Raw genomic sequence first — 17,934 nt, 5'->3', positions numbered from 1 at the left:
GCGTCGGCCAGCGCGCGGCCCCAGGCGCGGGCGCGGTCGAGCTCGCCGTCGTCGAGCGGCCCCTCGACGTCGCCGACGTAGAACGACGCCGGGGGCACGAGCATGCGGAAGCCCGCGTGCCGCAGCGCCTTCGCCGCGCCCCGGGCCGCCGACCCGGGCAGCGGCCTGACCTTGGTGACGCGCGTGTCGAACGTCGCGGCGAGGCCCTCCCGGGGCTGGCGCGGCACCGACTCGACCCACTCGCGCAGACCGCGCGTGCGGTGCGACACCTCGCCCGTGGCGCGCTGCACCGCGTCCGCGCGCGTCGCGGGGCGCGTCATGCCGAACGCGTGCGTCGGCCCGCCGGCCACGACGAGGTCCACGTCGCCCAGCGCCGCGGGGGCCGCAGCGTCGTCGTCGACGTCGACGACCCGGACGGCGACGCGCTCGCCGAGTCCCTCCGCGACCGCGCGGGCCACGCGCTCGCTGTTGCCGAACATCGACTCGTAGACCACAACGGCGTCCATGCCTGCTCCCTCCACCCCGCCCCGGCCCTCCGGCCGGGCACGTCCCTGCCTCCACCGTCGCCCTGCGCAGGGGACGGGCGCGAGGGACGCCGGTCACGGGTGCCGGGGACCTCCGTCCCGCGGCACGGAGCGGCGAGAGCCGGGCGCGGGGCGCTCAGGGAAGACGGCCGACGAACGCCATCGCCTGGCGCAGCAGGACGCCCTGCCCGCCGTGCATCTCGGCCTGCACGGTGTCGCTGCACGCCTGCTCGGGCGTGAGCCACGCGAGCTCGAGCGCGTTCTGCTGCGGCCGGCAGTCCCCGGACACGGGCACCACGTAGGCGAGCGAGACCGCGTGCTGGCGCGCGTCGTGGTACGACGTGATGCCCGGCGTGGGGAAGTACTCCGCGACGGTGAACGGCTGGGGCGACGCCGGGACCTGGGGGAGCGCGACCGGGCCGAGGTCCTTCTCGATGTGACGCAGGAGCGCGTCGCGGATGCGCTCGTGGTACATCACGCGCCCCGAGACGAGCGCGCGCGTCATCCTGCCGTCCGGCGCGACGCGCAGCAGCAGGCCCACCGCGACGACGTCGCCCGAGTCGTCGACCCGCACCGGCACGGCGTCGACGTACACGAGCGGCAGCTGCGCGCGGGCGACCGCGATCTCCTCGGCGCTGAGCCACCCGGCGGGCCGGGGGTTGTCGTGCGAGAAGTCGTCAGGAGGGTAGTCGGCGGTGTCCGTCACGCACCTGTTCTACCCCGCGAGACCCACCGCGGCGAGTTCATCCGGCGCGCGCCGCGCCGCCCACCGGCTCGTCGACCGGTTCGTCGACCGGCTCCGCGACGCGTGCGAGCAGCTCCACGAGGAGCCGCTCGGCGGTGGCCGCGGGCAGGGACTCCATCATCGACATGAGCGGCGCGAGCCGGCTCGGCACGACCGACCCGGCCGAGCCGTCCTCGGGGGCGCCCAGCACCGCGCGCAGCACGCCCCACACCTCGTCGGACGTCGGCGCGGCTCCGCCCGCGGGACCCGTGAGGCCCGCGAGCGCCCCCAGCGCGGGGGACGTGTCGGGCCGCGGGGTGCCGCGCACCTCGTCGGCGCTCGCGACGAGCGCGGGCACGAGGCCGCCGAGCCCGGCCTCGGTGACCGGGGTGACGGTGAGGTGCGTCGTGTGCGGCAGGCGCGTCCCGTCGTCCTGGACGAGCCCGGGCTGCGGCTGGAGCACCCAGCCGCGGGACCGCACGGCGTCCGCCCACACGTGGGGGTCGACGCGCCGCGCCGGTGCGACGCCCTCGTCGGTCGCGACCGCGAGCAGGGGCCCGGTGGGCGGTCCGACGACGCGCAGGCCCTCGATCCCCGCGACCGCGCCGTGCAGGACGCGCGTCGCGCGGACGCAGCGGGCGGTGAGCGCCGTGTACCCCTCGGTGCCCAGCGCCTGGGAGACGGCCCACCCGGCGGCGAGCGGCGCGGCGGACCGGGAGCCGGACACGCCCGAGTTCACCACGGGGTAGCCGGGCCAGCCGGTCGTCGCGAAGAACTGGTGCCGCTGCCGGTCGCGGCCGCGCACGAGCAGCACGGACGCGCCCTTCGGCCCGTAGCCGTACTTGTGCACGTCCGCGGAGATGCTCGTCACGCCCGGGACCGCGAAGTCGAACGCCGGGACGGTGTCGCCGCCCGCGAGCTCCCAGAAGGGGAGCACCCACCCGCCGACGCACGCGTCGACGTGCACGGGCACGCCCCGCTGTGCCGCGGCGGCCGCGACGTCCACGACCGGGTCGACGACGCCGTACGGGTAGGACGGTGCGGAGACCACGACGAGCGCGACGTCGCCGTCGGCGCCGGGGCGGTCGAGCTCGGCCACGACGTCCGCCGCGGCCGGCACGCCCGTCACGGGGTCCACCGGCACGAGGGTGAGAGAGAGTCCGAGGTACTGCGCCGCCTTGCGGAACGCCGCGTGGGCGCTCACCGGGGCGACGAGCCGCGGCCGTGCACCCGGCCGGCGGGAGAGGAGCTCGTCGCGCGCCGCCTTCACCGCGAGCAGGCAGCTCTCCGTCCCGCCCGACGTGACGGAGCCGACCACCGCGTCCGGCCCCGCCGCGGGGCCGTGCAGCATGTCGCGCGCGAACGCGACGAGCTCGCGCTCCATCACCGCGACCGACGTGAACGTCGTCGGGTCCAGGCCGTTGACCGGCAGGACCGCCCGGGCCGCCGCGCCCGCGAGCTCGTCGAGCTCGGCGAGGCCCGGGTCGTACACGTAGGACAGCACGCGGCCGCCGTGCGTCGGGGCGTCGGCGGCGCGCAGCCGCGCCAGGCGCTCGAGGATGCCTTCCGTCCGCAGCGGGACGGGCGGGGGCCCGACGGCGGCCGGGGCGGCCGGCCGGTCCTGGTCGAGGTGCTCGGCGGTCGGGCGGGGCGAGGTGGTCATGCAGCGGCTCCGTCGTGGTCGTGCGGCAGCTCCGTCGCGGTGCCGTCGACATCCCCCCTCCGCAGACCGTACCGCACGAGGGGGAGGAGGCTGAGGAGCACCAGCACGGCGGGCACGACCGAGAACGACAGCGCGATCCCGTCGACGGCGCTCGCGGGCTGCGCCGCCGTCTCCCCGGCCCGGGTCGAGACGTATCCGGTGACGGCGAGCACGACCGACAGCACCGCGGGGCCGAGCGCCATCCCGGCGGTCTCGCCCGCCGTCCAGACGCCGCTGAACGTGCCGCCGTGGCCGTCGCCGTGGGTGCGCGCGTCGTGGGCGATGACGTCGGGGAGCATCGCGAGGGGGAGCACCTGCATGCCCGCGTACGCGACGCCGGCGAGCGCCGTCGGCACGTAGACCCACGCCCCGGGCGCCCACGCGAGCGGGACCATCCCGAGCGCCGCGACGGCGAACAGCACCGTCGCGACGACGAAGCCGCGCTCCTTGCCGTCGCGCCGTGCGAGGCGCGTCCACAGCGGCATGCACGCGAGCGCGGGCGCGATGAGCGCGGCGAACAGCAGGCTGACGGCGGCCTCGTCGTGCAGCACGTGGCGTGCGACGTACGCCGCGCCCGCGAGCATGAGCCCCGTCGCGACGGCCTGCAGGACGAACGCCAGGAGGAGCGTGCGGAAGGGGCGGGAGCGGCGCAGCGCGTCGAAGGCCTCCCGGACGGCGGTCGCCCAGGCACGGGTCGCGGTGGGGCCCTGCGCCGCGAGGGCGGCGGCGGGGCGCGCCGGGCCCCGGGGCGCGATGCGGGCCGTGACGAGCATGCCCGCGCCGAGGAGGACGCCGCACACGACGCCCATGAGGAGGTACCCGGACAGGGAGTCGCCCTCGCCCCGCAGGACGGGACCGCCCGCGCCGAACAGGAGGATCGCCGTCGCGAGCGCGGCGACCCGCCAGGCGAGCAGGCGCGTGCGGCCGTCGTACGTGAGGCCGAGCTCGGCGGGCAGCGCGATGTACGGCACCTGGAACATGCTGAAGGCGGTGGCGGCGACCAGGAACGCGACGAGCACCCAGACCGCCGCGGCGGTCGGGCCCGCCGCGGCCGGGACGGCGAAGGTCAGCGCGAAGAGCACCGGCAGGGTGAGCGCGCCGATCGTCAGGAACCGGCGGCGCGACCCGGTGCGCGCGAGGTCCCGGTCGGAGCCGTACCCGACGAACGGGTCCACCAGGACGTCCCACACCTTCGCGCCCGTGACGATGAGGCCGGCGACGGCGGCCGGCACGGCGAGCGCGTCGGTGAGGTAGACGAGCAGCACGAGGCCGGGCAGCGTGCCGAAGCCGCCCGTGCCGACCGACCCGGCGGCGTACCCGACGACGGTGCGCCGGTCGGGGCGGGCCGCCCGCGCGGAGGGCGGGGACAGGTCGTCGCGCGGGCCCGAGGCACCGGTGGCGTGCGTCACAGCGACAGCGTAGGGGGCGGGGTGACGGCGGACGGGGAATACTCGCTGCTCCCGCGTTGCTTCACCCGACGGACCACGAACCGATGGAGGACCCGACATGGCCACGCAGACGCTCACCGAGACGACGTTCGAGCAGACGATCAAGGAGAACGACATCGTCCTGGTCGACTTCTGGGCGGACTGGTGCGGACCGTGCAAGATGTTCGCGCCGGTCTTCGAGGCGTCGTCGGAGGAGAACCCCGACGTCGTGCACGCCAAGATCGACACGGAGGCCGAGCGCGGACTGGCCGCCGCCGCCAACATCACGTCGATCCCGACGCTCATGGCGTTCCGCGAGGGCATCCTCGTCTTCTCGCAGCCGGGCGCGCTGCCCGCGCCGGCGCTCAAGCAGGTCGTCGACGCCGTCAAGGGCCTCGACATGGACGACGTGCGCCAGCAGATCGCCGCGGCGAACAACGGCTCGCCGGCCCAGGAGGCCTGAGCACCGCCGACCCGCGACGAACGCTCTCGCGACGAACGGCCCGCCGCCCCTCCGGGCGGCGGGCCGTTCGTGTGCGCCGTGCGCGAGGCGGGACTCGAACCCGCACGTCCGAGGACACCAGGACCTAAACCTGGCGCGGCTGCCAGTTACGCCACTCGCGCGCGGCGGCCAGTCTACGGCGGGCCCGAGGGCTATCGAGGATCGATCCCGAGGTCGCGGCGCAGCTTCGCGACGTGACCGGTCGCCCTGACGTTGTACTGCGCGAGCTCGACCGTGCCCTCGGGGTCGACGACGACGGTGGAGCGGATGACGCCCACCACGGTGCGGCCGTAGTTCTTCTTCTCGCCCCACGCGCCGTACGCCTCGAGGACCGACTTCTCCGTGTCCGACACGAGGGGGAAGGTCAGCTGCTCGGCCTCGGCGAACGCGGCCAGCTTCTCCACCGGGTCGGGCGAGACGCCCACGACCGTGTACCCGGCGCCCTGCAGCGACGCGAGGCTGTCGCGGAAGTCGCACGCCTGCGTGGTGCAGCCCGGCGTCCCGGCCGCGGGGTAGAAGTAGACGACGACGCGCCCGCCCCGCAGGTCGGAGAGCGTGACGGTGCTGCCGTCGGCGGCGGGCAGGGTGAAGTCGGGGGCGGTGTCGCCGACGGCGAGGCGCGTGGCCATGGGTCTCCTTCGGTGCGCGGAGGGTGTGCCCTCCGAGGGTAGGCGACCCGGGTAGCGTGGTGGTCGTGAGCAAGACGACCTCCACGCCCTCCCGGCCCGCGTCCTCCGGCGGGCGCACCGACCTGCCCGTGCGCATGCTCCACGACCGGCTCCTCGTCGAGCCGGAGGTGGACGCGAGCGAGCGCCAGAGCTCGGCGGGCCTCGTCATCCCGGCGACGGCGGTCGGTCCCAAGCGCCTCGCGTGGGCCGTGGTCGTGGCGGCGGGGGAGCACGTGCGCCAGGTCGCCGTGGGGGACCGCGTCCTGTTCGACCCGGACGAGCGCGCCGAGGTCGAGCTCGGCGGCAAGGACCTCGTGCTCCTGCGCGAGCGCGACGTGCACGCCGTCTCCCAGGAGGTCGACGAGAGCGGTCCGACGGGGCTGTACCTGTAGCGACGGGGTGGAGAGGCGGTGTCGCGGACCTCACACCCGGCGACCCCGCACCGATTTCCGGCGGCGTCGGGCGGCTGCTAGTGTTTTCTCTCGCGCGCCATTAGCTCAACTGGCAGAGCAGCTGACTCTTAATCAGCGGGTTCGGGGTTCGAGTCCCTGATGGCGCACCACCAGCAGCAGGCCGTCGGCCCTCCGGGTCGGCGGCCTGAGCCGTGGGTCGGGATCCCGCCTGCTGCTAGTGTTTCCTCCCGCGCGCCATTAGCTCAACTGGCAGAGCAGCTGACTCTTAATCAGCGGGTTCGGGGTTCGAGTCCCTGATGGCGCACCACTGCCGGTCCCCGGCGCACGACGGCCGTCCACCCCCCGGGTGGGCGGCCGTCGTCGTTCCCACCGGTCCCGCGCGCGCCTCGGGAGCACCCCCGCGCCACCCGACCGTCGTCGGTCGTTCCGCACGCGTTCGTCCCCGCTCGTCCGGGAGTTCACCCCTGCCCGGGATCGTCCGGTACGGGTGCGGGCGCCCCGGAGACGGTGGGGCCGTGCCCTTCGCCTGTTCGACGACGAAAGGACACCCGATGCACGTCCACGTGCACCCGCCCGCGCCCCGGGGACGGCGCGCGGTCGCCGCCGCGCTCGGCGCGACCCTCGCGGCCGGAGCGCTCGTCCCGGTGACCACCGGGGCGGTGCTCGCTCCCCAGAGCGCGGCCGCGGCCACGACGACCGGCCCCGAGGAGCCGAGCGGCACCCCGGTGCTCCACCCGACGACGGGCACCTACCTCGACGGCACGACGACCGTGGAGGCCCAGCCGGTGCTGGCGGGCGACCCCGTCGCGGAGCTCGCGGTCGACGGCGCGCCGCTCGTCGCGACGCCGACGCCCGCGACCGCGCGCCTGCTCTTCGACGTCGGCAGCAACTCGATCGAGGCCCGGTACGGCAGCTACGTGCTCGTCAACGGCACGCGCCTCGACCTCGACCGCGACATGGTCTCCGAGCGCGTCGCGCTCGACGTCCCGGCCGACCTGCTCGTCGAGGGCCGCAACGACGTCCGCTTCGTCGTCGGGACGTTCCAGACGTCCTGCGGCGCGAACTACGACGACTACGACGTCACCGAGGTGTCCCTCGAGCTGCTCGGCGAGGTCGCCGACGGCTCGGCCAACAGCTTCTCCTACGCGTTCGGCGACGGCTCGTGCGGGACGAACACGGCACGCGTCCAGAGCGCGGACCTGCAGTTCGACCTCGCGCAGGACCCGGCGGCGACCACCGGCCTGTCCGCCGAGCTCGACACCACGACGCTCGAGAACGGCGCGCACACGCTCACCGCGACGACCGCGGCCGGCCTCGAGGCGTCGAGCGCGGTGACCGTGAACAACTCCGCGCCCGGGGCCCCGGCGATCACCCCGGCCGACGGCGCACTGCTGAACGGCCCGCAGACGATCCTCGCGACCCCCCCGGAGGGCGGTGACGCCCCCACGGGGATCGCCGTCGACGGCACCGCGCTGCCCACGACCGAGACGCTGGGCGCCGGCACGTCGGCGTTCGTCTTCACCGTCGGCTCGAACTCGATCGAGGCGCGCTACACCAACTACCTGCTCGTCAACGGGCAGCGCATCGACCTCGTCGACCGCGACTACGTCAGCGAGACGGTGCGCGTCGACGTGCCGAACGCCTACCTGCGCGAGGGGGCCAACACGGTCCGCTTCGTCGCCGGCACGTACCCCACGTCGTGCGGTGCCAACCGCGACGACTTCACCGTCTCCGGGCTCGGGCTCGAGGTGACCGACGGCACGGCCACCCCGGTGGGGGTCGCGCCGTCGTACACGCTCGGCGACGGGAACTGCGGCTCCGCCACGACGCGTCCGCGCGAGGTCGACCTCGGCTTCGACGTCGTGCGCGACGCCGACGCCCCGGCGCACGGCCTGCGGGCGGACCTCGACACGGCGACGCTCGCCGACGGCGTCCACGAGATCACGTCCGCGACGGCCGCGGGTGCCCTCGCGCGCCGCACGGTCACGACCGACAACACCGGTCCGGCGATCGCGTCGAGCACGCCCGCGGCCGGCGACGAGCTCGCGACGGCCACGACGCTCGCGGTCGAGCTCACCGACGCCACGGGTGTCCTCGACGGCCCGCACGTGACGCTCGACGGCACGGCGCTCGAGCCGGGCGCGGCCGTCGGTCCGGGTCTCGCCCCCGGCGAGCACACCCTCGTCGTCACCGCGACCGACGTGCTCGGCAACGCGAGCACCCACGAGGTCGTCTTCACGAGCCTCGGCGTCCCCGACGTCCCGACCGACCTCACGCCGGCCACGGGCACGACCGGGATCGAGGGCTCCGTCGAGCTCGGCGCCCGCGTCGCCGTCCCCGGCGGCGGCGACGTCACGGCGACGTTCTCCCGCGCCGAGGTCTCCTCGCCCGTCCTCGCCGCCCAGGGCGAGGTCGCCGCGGTCCCGACGACCACGCTCGAGGTCGAGGGCGAGCAGCCTGCGGCCGTCGACGCGCTCGTCCCGGGCGACGACACCACGCTCGACTCCGTGCCGTCGCGCGACGTCGCCTTCCAGCGCTTCGAGATCCCGGCCGAGGGCGACGGCGCCGGGCAGGTCGTGCGCTGGGAGGGCGTGGTCGACCCGCAGCGCCTCGCCACCCTGCACGTGTGGGACGGCGCGGCGTGGGACGAGCTCGCGTCCGCGCGCGGCGCGGTCGAGGGACCGACCACCCTCGCCGCCACGCTCGACGCCGGCTACGCCCACGACGGCACGGTGCACGTGCTCGTGACGGGCACCGACCCGTTCGCCGACGACATCGGCGCGGGCGGCTCGCGCGCGGAGACGGACTTCGCCGACCCGGACGCGTACGACTTCTCGATGGTGCACCTCACGGACACGCAATACCTGTCCGAGGGCGCGGTGGAGCAGGAGACGGCGCAGGAGCGCGCCGTCTGGGGCAAGGCCTACACGGACGTCGCGCAGTGGGTCGTCGACAACGCCGAGGAGCGCCGCATCGCCTACATGGCGCACACGGGCGACGTCAACGAGAACTACGCGCGCGTCCCGGCCGACGAGGCGATGGCCGCGCAGGCCCGCGGCGAGTACGAGTTCTCCTCCGCGGCGCAGCGCATCATCGACGAGGCGGGCATCCCGAACGGCGTGCTCGCCGGCAACCACGACAACCTCACCGGCCAGGACAACGGGCCCGGTGCGCTGTTCAACGAGTTCTACGGCCCCGAGCGCTACGCGGCGCTGTCCGAGGGCTGGGAGGACGCGTCGTACGGCGGGCCGTGGCGCGAGGGCGACAACCAGAACCACTACGACCTGTTCACCGCCGGCGGTCTCGACTTCGTCGCGGTGTACCTGTCGTACGGCGTGACGGACGAGGAGGCCGCCTGGGCGGACGACGTCCTCGCGCAGTACGCGGACCGCAACGCGATCGTCCTGACGCACGACTACCTCGTGCCGAGCACGAGCCCCGACGGGCGCGGCTCGCCGCACTCGACGCCCGACGGGCGCCTCGTGCACGCCAAGGTCGTCGAGCCCAACCCCAACGTGTTCCTCGTCCTCACCGGGCACCGGCACGGCGTCGGCATCAACGTCCGCCAGGACGTCGGCACCGAGGGCAGCGGCGTCGTCGAGCTCCTCGCCGACTACCAGTTCTACGAGATCACGGCCGAGGAGGCCGGGCTGACGGAGATCGGCGGCTACGAGCCCGACCAGGGCCTGCGTCTCGGCGCGAGCTTCTTCCGCCTGCTCCAGTTCGACGTCGACCGGTCCGAGATGATCGTCGACACGTACTCGCCGTGGCTCGAGAACTTCGGTGCGACGGAGTACGACGACGAGCAGCGCTACGACGGCCGCGAGGACGACTTCACGGTCCCCGTGGACCTCACGAGCCGCACGACCACCCTCTCGACCGACGCCGTGTCGCTCTTCACGCCGGCCGAGGAGATCGGCACCGCGACCGTGCCCTCGGGCGAGGTCGCGACCGTCACGTGGGACGGCCTCGAGCCGGGCACGCGCCACGCGTGGTCGGTGACGGCGACGAGCGCGGACGGCGGCCGGACGGTCTCGCCGGTGCAGTCCTTCACGACGGCGCCCGCGCCCGACGGCCTGGTCGTGTCGACCGTGGCCCGCAGCCAGTGCATGGCCGGGAACGCCTACGTCGCCGTGCGCGCGACCAACGACGACACCGTCGCGGCGGACGTCACGCTCGAGACGCCGTTCGGCTCGCGCACCGTGACCGACGTGCAGCCGGGCCGGTCCGCGTACCAGGCCTTCCCGGTGCGCGCCGCCGGCGTCGACGCGGGCACCGCACGCGTCACCGCGAGCGGTGACGGCCGGACCGCCGAGGTGGAGGTCCCGTTCGACGCGATCAGCTGCGGCTGACCGCACCCCGCCGCGGCGCCTGACGCCGCGGCGGGGCGGACGACGGCCCGCACGCCCGCGACCGGGCGTGCGGGCCGTCGCCGTGCCACCGGACCGGACGGTCCTGCCGTCGTGCGCCGCGCGCGGCCGTACCCTGGTCCGGTGCCCGAGCCGCTGACCGCACCGACCGCGACCGACCCGACCGCGACCGACCCGACCGCGTCCGACCCGTCCACGACCGACCGGTCCGCCACCGCGCCCGAAGCGCCGGCGCGCCGCTACCGCACCCAGCCCGTCTCGTTCGTGCGGCGCAGCGGGCGCCTCGGCGCACGCCAGCAGAAGGCGTGGGACGCGCACCGCGACCGCTACCTCCTCGACGTCCCGCGCGACGTCGCGCGCACGTCGGTCGACCCGTCGTTCGTCGTCGACCCGCAGGCGCTGTTCGGGCGGTCGGCGCGGCTCGTCGTCGAGATCGGCTCGGGGCAGGGCGAGGCCGTGGTCGCGGCGGCGGAGGCCGACCCGGGCACGGACTTCCTCGCCGTCGAGGTGTACACGCCGGGCCTCGCGCAGACCGTCCTGCGCGCCGCGCAGCGCGACCTCACCAACCTGCGCCTCGTGCAGGTCAACGCCGCCGAGCTGCTCGCCACGACGCTGCCGGAGGACAGCGTCGACGAGCTGTGGGTCTTCTTCCCCGACCCGTGGCACAAGTCGCGGCACCACAAGCGCCGGCTCGTGACGTCGTCGTTCGCCGAGCTCGCCGCGCGCGTGCTGCGCGCGCCCTCGGACGGCGTGCCCGGCGGCACGCTGCGCCTCGCCACCGACTGGGCCGAGTACGCCGAGCAGATGCTCGAGGTGCTCGACGCCGCGCCCGGGTTCCGCAACGCGCACGGCCCCGGCGGCGTCGCGCCCCGGTTCGACGGGCGCGTGCTCACGGGCTTCGAGCGCAAGGGCGAGGCCGCCGGGCGGGTCATCACCGACCTCGAGTACATCCGGGTCTGACGTCGCCCGCGGGGAGGGCGCTCGCGGAAACCGGTGGCCCGTGCCGCGGCGACGGCCGTACCGTCCCGGGCATGGGGACCCGCGCCGCCCCGAGCCCCCGTGGTCCCGCGGTGACCGGGCCCGCCGTCCCGGACGGTGCCGTGCTCGTCGTCACGGGGGCGATGGCGTCGGGCAAGTCCACGGTCGCGGAGGCGCTCGCCCGCACCCTGCCGCTCGCCGCGCACGTGCGCGGCGACGTCTTCCGACGGTTCCTCGTGAGCGGCCAGGCGTCCATGGCACCGCCGCTCTCGCCGGCCGGCCGGGCGCAGCTCGACCTGCGCCACGCCCTGGCCGCGCAGACCGCCGACACGTACGCCGCCGCCGGCGTCACCGCCGTCGTCCAAAACATCCTCCTCGGCCCGGACCTCGCGCGGTTCACCGCCCGTCTGCGGACCCGTCCGTGCTTCGCGGTCGTGCTCGTGCCCGACGCGGAGACGCTCGCGGCGCGCGACGCGGCGCGGCACAAGCAGACCTACGGCGCCTGGACGCCCGACGAGTTCGCCGCGGCGGCACGGGCCATTCCCGGCGGCCTGCACGTCGACTCGACCGGGTGGACCGTCGACCGGACGGTGCGCCACGTCCTGGACCACCTCGAGGGGGCACGCGTCGCCTGAGCCGCGGCGCGCCGCCCGGGACAGCGAGCGGTCCACGCGCCCGCGCGCCAGGATGGAGGCCATGACGACCGAGCCGCAGCGTGAGAGCACCGAGACCTACGACGTCATCGTGATCGGCGGCGGGCCGGTCGGGGAGAACGTCGCCGACCGGGCGGGCCGGACCGGCCTGTCCGTCGCTCTCGTCGAGGCCGAGCTCGTCGGCGGTGAGTGCTCCTACTGGGCGTGCATCCCGTCCAAGACGCTGCTGCGGCCCGGCGCGGTGCGCGCCGAGGCGGCCGGCGTCCCGGGCGCCCGCACGGACGACGACCTCGACGTGGAGGCCGTGCTCCGGTGGCGCGACTCGATGGTCTCCGACTGGGACGACGCCGGCCAGGTGCAGTGGGTCGAGGGCGCGGGCATCACGCTCGTGCGCGGGCTCGGGCGCCTCGTCGGGCCGCGGCGCGTCGAGGTGGTCGCGGAGGACGCCGACGCGGACGTCGACGACCTGCCCCGGTCGCGCGTGCTCGAGGCCCGCCACGCGGTCGTCGTCGCGACCGGCAGCGTGCCCGTCCTGCCCGACGTGCCCGGCCTCGCCGAGGTCAACCCGTGGACGAGCCGCGAGGCGACGGGCGTGGAGGACGTGCCCGAGTCGCTCGCGATCGTCGGCGGCGGGGTCGTCGCGTGCGAGATGGCGTTCGCGCTCGCGGATCTCGGCGCGCGCGTCACCGTCCTCGCGCGCGGCGGGCTCCTCGAGCGCACCGAGCCCTGGGCGGGGCAGGCCGTCGCCGCGTCGCTGCGCGCGCACGGGGTCGACGTGCGGCTCGGGGTGAGCGCCGGCAAGGTCGAGGCGCTGCCCGACGGCGGTGCGCGCCTCGCGCTCGAGGCGACCGGCCGCGGCCCGGACGAGGACCCGGACCTCGCGCCGCTCGAGGTCGCGCAGGTGCTCGTGGCGACCGGCCGCGTGCCGCGCACGCACGACGTCGGCGTCGACGCCGTCGGGCTGGAGCCCGGGCGCGGCCTGGACGTCGACGACACCATGCTGGTGCGCGGCGTCGAGGGCGGCTGGCTGTACGCGGCTGGTGACGTCACCGGGCGCGTGGCCACCACTCACCAGGGCAAGTACCAGGGGCGCGTCGCCGGCGACGTCATCGCCGCGCGGTTCGGCGACGGCACGGCCGACGCCCCGACCGCGGGCGAGCCCGCGCCCGCGGCGGGGGAGGAGCCGCGCCCGTGGACCCGGTACGCCGCGACCGCCGACCACGTCGCCTCGCCGCAGGTCGTGTTCACGCGGCCCGAGGTCGCCGCCGTCGGGCACACCGAGCGCACGGCGCGCGAGGCCGGCATCGACGTGCGCGTCGTGCGCTACGACCTCGCGAACGTGTCCGGCGCGGCGGTGCGGGCGACGGACTACGCCGGCTCCGCGCAGCTCGTCGTCGACGCCGCGCGCGAGATCGTCGTCGGCGCGACGTTCGTCGGCCCCGACGCGGCGGAGATGCTGCACTCGGCGACCATCGCCGTCGTCGGAGAGGTGCCGCTCGGGCGGCTATGGCACGCCGTGCCGTCCTACCCGACCGTGAGCGAGGTGTGGCTGCGGTTCCTCGAGGAGTACGGGCTGTGACGCATCCGCGCCCGCTGCGGCTGCCCCGCGGGCGACCCGTCGCCTAGGCTCGGGCGGGTGACGACCGAGAACACCGCCCCGCGCGTCGCGCTCGCGACCTCCTCCGTCCTGCCGGGCCTCGACGCCGACGACGCCCCGCTCCTCCAGGCGCTCGAGGCGCGCGGCGTCGCCGCCGAGGCGGCCGTGTGGGACGACCCCGCTGTCGACTGGGACGCCTACGCCGCCGTCGTCGTGCGCTCGACGTGGGACTACTCCGCGCGCCGCGACGAGTACGTCGCGTGGGCGGCGCGCGTCCCGCGCCTGCTCAACACCGAGCGCGTGCTGCGCTGGAACACCGACAAGGGCTACCTGCGCGAGCTCGAGGCGGCGGGCGTCCCCGTCATCCCGACGCTGTGGCTCGACCCCGAGCGCAACCTGTCGTCGCGCGCGATCCACACGCGCCTGCCCGCGCAGGGCGACTTCGTCATCAAGCCCGTGGTCAGCGCGGGCGCGAAGGACACCGGCCGCTACCAGTCGGGCGAGGCCCACTCGCGCGGCCTCGCGATCCAGCACGCGAAGAACCTGCTCGTGTCGGGGCGCGAGGTCATGGTGCAGCCGTACGTCACGAGCGTCGACACCGCGGGGGAGGCGCGCCTCGTGTTCGTCGACGGCGAGCTGTCGCACGCCGCGCGCAACAACACGCACCTCACCGGCCCTCACCAGCCGACGCGCGGCCTGTACGCGCAGGAGCGCATGACCGCGGTCGAGGCGACCGACGCCCAGGTGGAGGTCGCGCGCCGCACCCTCCAGGTCGCGGCCGACGCGGTCGCCGACGGCGACGTCTCGAGCTTCCTCTACGCGCGCGTCGACCTCGTCGCGGGCAACGACGGCGCCCCGGTCGTCATCGAGCTCGAGCTCACCGAGCCGTCGCTGTTCCTCGCGCTGGCCCCGGGCGCCCTCGACCGCTTCGCCGACGCGATCGCGGCGCGGGTCCGTCCCGTCTAGGGACGCGAGGGTCCGGTCCGCTCGGACCTCGCCCGAGCGCGCCACCCGCCCGGCCGCCGGAGGGCGACCGAGACGGGCGACGCGACGGCGTCAGGCGAGGTCGTTCTCCGCGAGCCAGTCGGCCGCGATGTCCTCGGGGGAGCGCTTGTCTCGGGTGGACTGGACGTTGAGGTCGACGAGGCCCTCGGGGGTGAGCGCGGCGCTGACCGGGTCGAGGACGTCCGCGAGCTCCTCGGCGACGTCGGCGTCGACGAGCGGCACGACGTTGGACGAGAGGAACAGGCCCTCGGGGTCCTCGAGGGTGACGAGGTCCTCGGTCTGGATCTGCGGGTCGGCACTGAAGACGTTCGCGATGTTGACGGTGCCGGCGACGAGGTCCTGGACGGTCGTGTCCCCGGTGGCGACGAAGGAGACGTCGACGCCGTAGACGTCCCTGAGGCCCTCGGGCCCGTAGGGCCGCTGCTCGAGCTCGGCGGGGCCGCCGAGGACGAGGTCGACGTCGAGGCCGGCGAGGTCGGCGAGGCTCGTGACGCCGTTCTCCGTCGCGAACGCCTGCGTGACGTTGTACGAGTCCTGGTCCGTCGCGGGCGCCTGGTCGAGCACGGCGAGGCCCTCGGGCAGGGCCTCCTCGAGCGCGGCGTAGACGTCCTCGGGCGACGTGGCGGTCGTCTCGGGGTCGAAGAACTGCAGGAGGTTGCCCGTGTACTCGGGGAACACCTGGATCTCGCCGTCCTCGAGCGCGGGCATGTAGGCGTCGCGCTGGCCGATGCTGAAGTTCCGCTCCACCTCGAACCCCTCGGCCTCGAGGGCCTGCGCGTAGATCTCGGCGATGATCTCGTTCGAGTAGTACGCCTGGGAGCCGACCACGATGGTGTCCGACCCGCCTCCGCCGTCGGTCTCGAGCGGGTCGGAGCCGCCGCAGGCGCCGAGCGCGAGGACGGCGGTGGCCGCCCCGGCGAGGAGTGCGACGGTGCGTCGTGTCGTGCGCATTGGTGTCCCTTTCTGGGTGCCTCACGAGAGGGCTGGTCGGGGCTGGGTCGGGTCGGTGCCCGGGCGACGCGCCGTCGGCCGGGCGCACGTGTTACGTCGGGGTGGGGGCGGTGGCGGTGCGTCGCCGGCGGCTCGGGGCGTCGTCGCGCGTGCGGCCCGCTGCGACGCCACGGGGGGTGACGACGCGCTCGAGGATCGCGAAGAGCGCGTCGAGCACCACGGCGAGGACGACGATGACGAGCGCCGCCCCGAGGATCTGGGTGAAGTCGCGGATCTGGATGCCCTGCACGATGTAGAAGCCGAGACCCCAGTTGCCGACGTACCCGGCAAGGGTGACGGTCGCGACGACCTGGAGGGTGGCGGACCGGAGGCCGCCGATGAGCAGGGGCAGCCCGAGCGGCGCCTCCACCTTCCGCAGGACCTGCCACGGCGTCATGCCGACGCTGCGGGCGCCGTCGACCACGCGCGGGGAGACGGCCTCCACGCCCGCGTACGCGCCGGCGAGGATCGGGGGGATCGCGAGCAGGACGAACGCCGTGACGGACGCCGCGACCTTGTGCGTCACGCCGAGGACGAGGACGAGGAGCAGGACGAGGCCGAAGGACGGCACGGCGCGCGCCGCCCCCGAGAGCGCGACCGCGATCTCCCGCCCGCGGCCGGTGTGGCCGATGAGCCAGCCCGCGGGGATCGCGACGAGGGCGGCGACCAGCACCGAGACGAACGTGAACGCGAGGTGGGTCCAGACCGCCTCGGACAACGGCAGCGCGCCCTCCGCCCGGTCGGGGGAGAAGATCCAGGCGATGGCGTCGGCGAACAGGGTCATGCGCGCGCCTTCCGTGACCAGGGCAGGAGGAGCCGCCCGACGAGCACGAGCAGGGCGTCCACGACGAGGGCGACGACGACGACCGCGACGACGCCGGCGACGATCTCCTCGACGATCTGGCGCTGGTACCCGTTGGTGAACAGGTAGCCGAGGTTGTCGATGCCGATGAGGATCCCGACGGTCGCGAGCGAGATGGTCGAGACGGCGGTGACGCGCAGCCCGGCGAGGACGACGGGGCCGGCGAGCGGCAGGTCGACCTGCCAGAACCGGCGCCAGGGGCCGTACCCGACGGCGACGGCGGCCTGCCGGATCCCCGGGTCGACGGAGCCGAGGGCGTCGGCGACGAACCGCGTCATGATCGCGACGGCGTAGATCGTCAGCGCGACGACGAGGTTGACCTCGGACAGGAAGCTGATGCCGAGCACCGGCGGCAGGAGGGCGAAGAGCGCGAGGGAGGGGATCGTGTACAGCAGCCCGACGACGGTCAGCACGAGCCCGCGGGTGAGCCGGAACCGGTACGCGAACCACCCGGCGGGGACGGACAGGAGCAGTCCCAGCAGGATCGGGACCGCGCTCTGGCGCAGGTGCTCGACCGTGAGCCGGCCGATGAGGTCGAGGTTGTCGAGGACCCAGGTCATGCGTCGTCCTCGACGAGGACTCCCTGCGTGCGCCCTGCGGTGTCCACGAGGACCGTGCGGTCGCCGGTGTTCTTCGCGCGCAGCGCGCGGGTGCCCCGCTCGATGCCGACGAAGCTCGCGACGAACTCGTTCGCCGGGTTCTCGATGATCTCGCTCGGCGAGCCGATCTGCGCGACCTGCGCCGCGGTCTCGAGGATGACGACCTGGTCGCCGAGCAGGAACGCCTCGTCGACGTCGTGCGTGACGAACACGATCGTCTTGCGCAGCTCCTGCTGCAGGCGCAGCGTCTCGGCCTGGAGCTCGGCGCGGACGATCGGGTCGACGGCGCCGAACGGCTCGTCCATGAGCAGGATGTTCGGGTCGGGGGCGAGCGCTCGCGCCACGCCGACGCGCTGCTGCTGCCCGCCGGAGAGCTGGCTCGGGTACCGGTCGGCGAGCCCGCGGTCGAGACCGACGGTGTCCAGCAGGTCCAGGGCGCGCTCCCGCGCCTCGCGCTTCGGGGTGCCCTCGAGCCGCAGCACGGTCGCGACGTTGTCCACGACGCGGTAGTGGGGCAGCAGCCCGCCGTTCTGCAGCACGTAGCCGATGCTGCGGCGCAGCCGCACCGGGTCCTTGTCGAGGACGGACTCGCCGTCGATCGCGATGGTTCCCGACGTCGGGTCGACCATCCGGTTGATCATGCGCAGCAGCGTCGTCTTCCCGCTCCCGGAGGACCCGACCAGCACCGTCGTGCGGTGCGGCGGGATGACGAGGTCGAAGTCCGCGACCGCGGTCGTGCCGTCGGGGTACGTCTTGGTGACCGATCGGAACTCGATCATGGAGCGGTGCCTCCCGAGGCTTGGTGGTCCGGCGACCAAGCCGACCACAGACACGGGCCGAGCGCGAGCGCATCAGCCGGTGCGGCCCACATCGTGATGCGACCGTGCGCTCACGCGGTGGTACGTCGTCTTCGTCCGGTA

The 17,934-nt window shown here is 75.0% G+C and carries 16 protein-coding genes and 3 tRNA genes; 9 read left to right on the top strand and 10 right to left on the bottom strand.

What is annotated here, in order from left to right; translation table 11 throughout:
• The 4 genes from JZ5iCDA_RS05020 to JZ5iCDA_RS05005 form a co-directional block, all read right to left on the bottom strand.
• Positions 1-506: flavodoxin family protein (locus JZ5iCDA_RS05020; protein ID WP_083259681.1), on the bottom strand; the 506-nt coding region annotated here is incomplete at its 3' end.
• A gap of 154 nt (positions 507-660) precedes the next feature.
• Entirely contained in the window at positions 661-1,230 is a 570-nt protein-coding gene (locus tag JZ5iCDA_RS05015) for an NUDIX hydrolase family protein (RefSeq protein ID WP_069386150.1), read from the bottom strand.
• Positions 1,231-1,267: 37 nt separating this feature from the next.
• Complete coding sequence (locus JZ5iCDA_RS05010) at positions 1,268-2,911, bottom strand: pyridoxal phosphate-dependent decarboxylase family protein (protein WP_083259679.1); 1,644 nt, start codon at positions 2,909-2,911, stop codon at positions 1,268-1,270.
• Positions 2,908-4,320: an MFS transporter gene (locus JZ5iCDA_RS05005; RefSeq protein WP_069386157.1), complete on the bottom strand. Its 1,413-nt coding sequence runs from the start codon at positions 4,318-4,320 to the stop codon at positions 2,908-2,910. The genes JZ5iCDA_RS05010 and JZ5iCDA_RS05005 overlap by 4 nt, the downstream gene beginning before the upstream one ends.
• A 136-nt stretch (positions 4,321-4,456) precedes the next feature.
• Between JZ5iCDA_RS05005 and trxA the strand changes: the two genes are divergently transcribed.
• Positions 4,457-4,840 (top strand): thioredoxin, encoded by a 384-nt coding sequence (gene trxA / locus JZ5iCDA_RS05000; RefSeq protein ID WP_069386149.1) that lies wholly within the window; start codon positions 4,457-4,459, stop codon positions 4,838-4,840.
• Positions 4,841-4,919: 79 nt separating this feature from the next.
• Here trxA and JZ5iCDA_RS04995 read toward each other — a convergent pair.
• Positions 4,920-5,001: transfer RNA gene (locus JZ5iCDA_RS04995), tRNA-Leu, on the bottom strand.
• A gap of 30 nt (positions 5,002-5,031) precedes the next feature.
• On the bottom strand, positions 5,032-5,508 hold the full coding sequence (bcp, locus tag JZ5iCDA_RS04990) for a thioredoxin-dependent thiol peroxidase (protein ID WP_069386148.1): 477 nt from the start codon (positions 5,506-5,508) through the stop codon (positions 5,032-5,034).
• A gap of 134 nt (positions 5,509-5,642) precedes the next feature.
• On the opposite strand from bcp, the gene JZ5iCDA_RS04985 reads away from it, so the two are divergent.
• From JZ5iCDA_RS04985 to JZ5iCDA_RS04950, 8 genes are all read left to right on the top strand, one after another.
• A complete protein-coding gene (locus JZ5iCDA_RS04985) occupies positions 5,643-5,939 on the top strand; it encodes a GroES family chaperonin (protein ID WP_069386156.1) in 297 nt (98 codons plus the stop codon).
• Between the two features lie 94 nt (positions 5,940-6,033).
• Positions 6,034-6,109, top strand: a tRNA-Lys gene (locus tag JZ5iCDA_RS04980).
• Between the two features lie 82 nt (positions 6,110-6,191).
• Positions 6,192-6,267 (top strand) — tRNA-Lys (locus JZ5iCDA_RS04975).
• Between the two features lie 244 nt (positions 6,268-6,511).
• Complete coding sequence (locus JZ5iCDA_RS04970; RefSeq protein WP_069386147.1) at positions 6,512-10,312, top strand: metallophosphoesterase; 3,801 nt, start codon at positions 6,512-6,514, stop codon at positions 10,310-10,312.
• Positions 10,313-10,453: 141 nt separating this feature from the next.
• Positions 10,454-11,290 carry a tRNA (guanosine(46)-N7)-methyltransferase TrmB gene (gene trmB / locus JZ5iCDA_RS04965; RefSeq protein WP_253181961.1) on the top strand — a complete coding sequence of 279 codons (837 nt, stop codon included), beginning with the start codon at positions 10,454-10,456 and terminating at the stop codon, positions 11,288-11,290.
• A 71-nt stretch (positions 11,291-11,361) separates the two neighbouring features.
• The gene (locus JZ5iCDA_RS04960; protein ID WP_083259677.1) at positions 11,362-11,943 is read left to right on the top strand and encodes an AAA family ATPase; all 582 of its coding nucleotides are present in this window, start codon (positions 11,362-11,364) and stop codon (positions 11,941-11,943) included.
• A gap of 61 nt (positions 11,944-12,004) precedes the next feature.
• Entirely contained in the window at positions 12,005-13,540 is a 1,536-nt protein-coding gene (locus tag JZ5iCDA_RS04955; RefSeq protein WP_069386145.1) for a dihydrolipoyl dehydrogenase family protein, read from the top strand.
• A 57-nt stretch (positions 13,541-13,597) separates the two neighbouring features.
• Positions 13,598-14,524 carry an ATP-grasp domain-containing protein gene (locus JZ5iCDA_RS04950; RefSeq protein ID WP_069386144.1) on the top strand — a complete coding sequence of 309 codons (927 nt, stop codon included), beginning with the start codon at positions 13,598-13,600 and terminating at the stop codon, positions 14,522-14,524.
• 90 nt (positions 14,525-14,614) lie between these two features.
• Here the strand turns inward: JZ5iCDA_RS04950 and JZ5iCDA_RS04945 are convergent, their stop codons facing one another.
• From JZ5iCDA_RS04945 to JZ5iCDA_RS04930, 4 genes are all read right to left on the bottom strand, one after another.
• Entirely contained in the window at positions 14,615-15,514 is a 900-nt protein-coding gene (locus JZ5iCDA_RS04945; protein WP_069386143.1) for an ABC transporter substrate-binding protein, read from the bottom strand.
• Positions 15,515-15,605: 91 nt separating this feature from the next.
• Positions 15,606-16,337, bottom strand: a complete 732-nt coding sequence (locus JZ5iCDA_RS04940; RefSeq protein ID WP_069386142.1) for an ABC transporter permease — start codon at positions 16,335-16,337, stop codon at positions 15,606-15,608.
• Positions 16,334-16,975 (bottom strand): ABC transporter permease, encoded by a 642-nt coding sequence (locus JZ5iCDA_RS04935; protein ID WP_069386141.1) that lies wholly within the window; start codon positions 16,973-16,975, stop codon positions 16,334-16,336. Before JZ5iCDA_RS04935 ends, JZ5iCDA_RS04940 begins: the two co-directional genes overlap by 4 nt.
• Entirely contained in the window at positions 16,972-17,793 is an 822-nt protein-coding gene (locus JZ5iCDA_RS04930) for an ABC transporter ATP-binding protein (protein ID WP_069386140.1), read from the bottom strand. Before JZ5iCDA_RS04930 ends, JZ5iCDA_RS04935 begins: the two co-directional genes overlap by 4 nt.
• Positions 17,794-17,934: the final 141 nt, after the last annotated feature.

It is taken from the genome of Cellulosimicrobium cellulans, from assembly GCF_001722485.1.
In the GTDB taxonomy this organism is placed as follows: domain Bacteria; phylum Actinomycetota; class Actinomycetes; order Actinomycetales; family Cellulomonadaceae; genus Cellulosimicrobium; species Cellulosimicrobium cellulans_A.
This window is presented reverse-complemented; position numbering and strand designations above follow the sequence as displayed.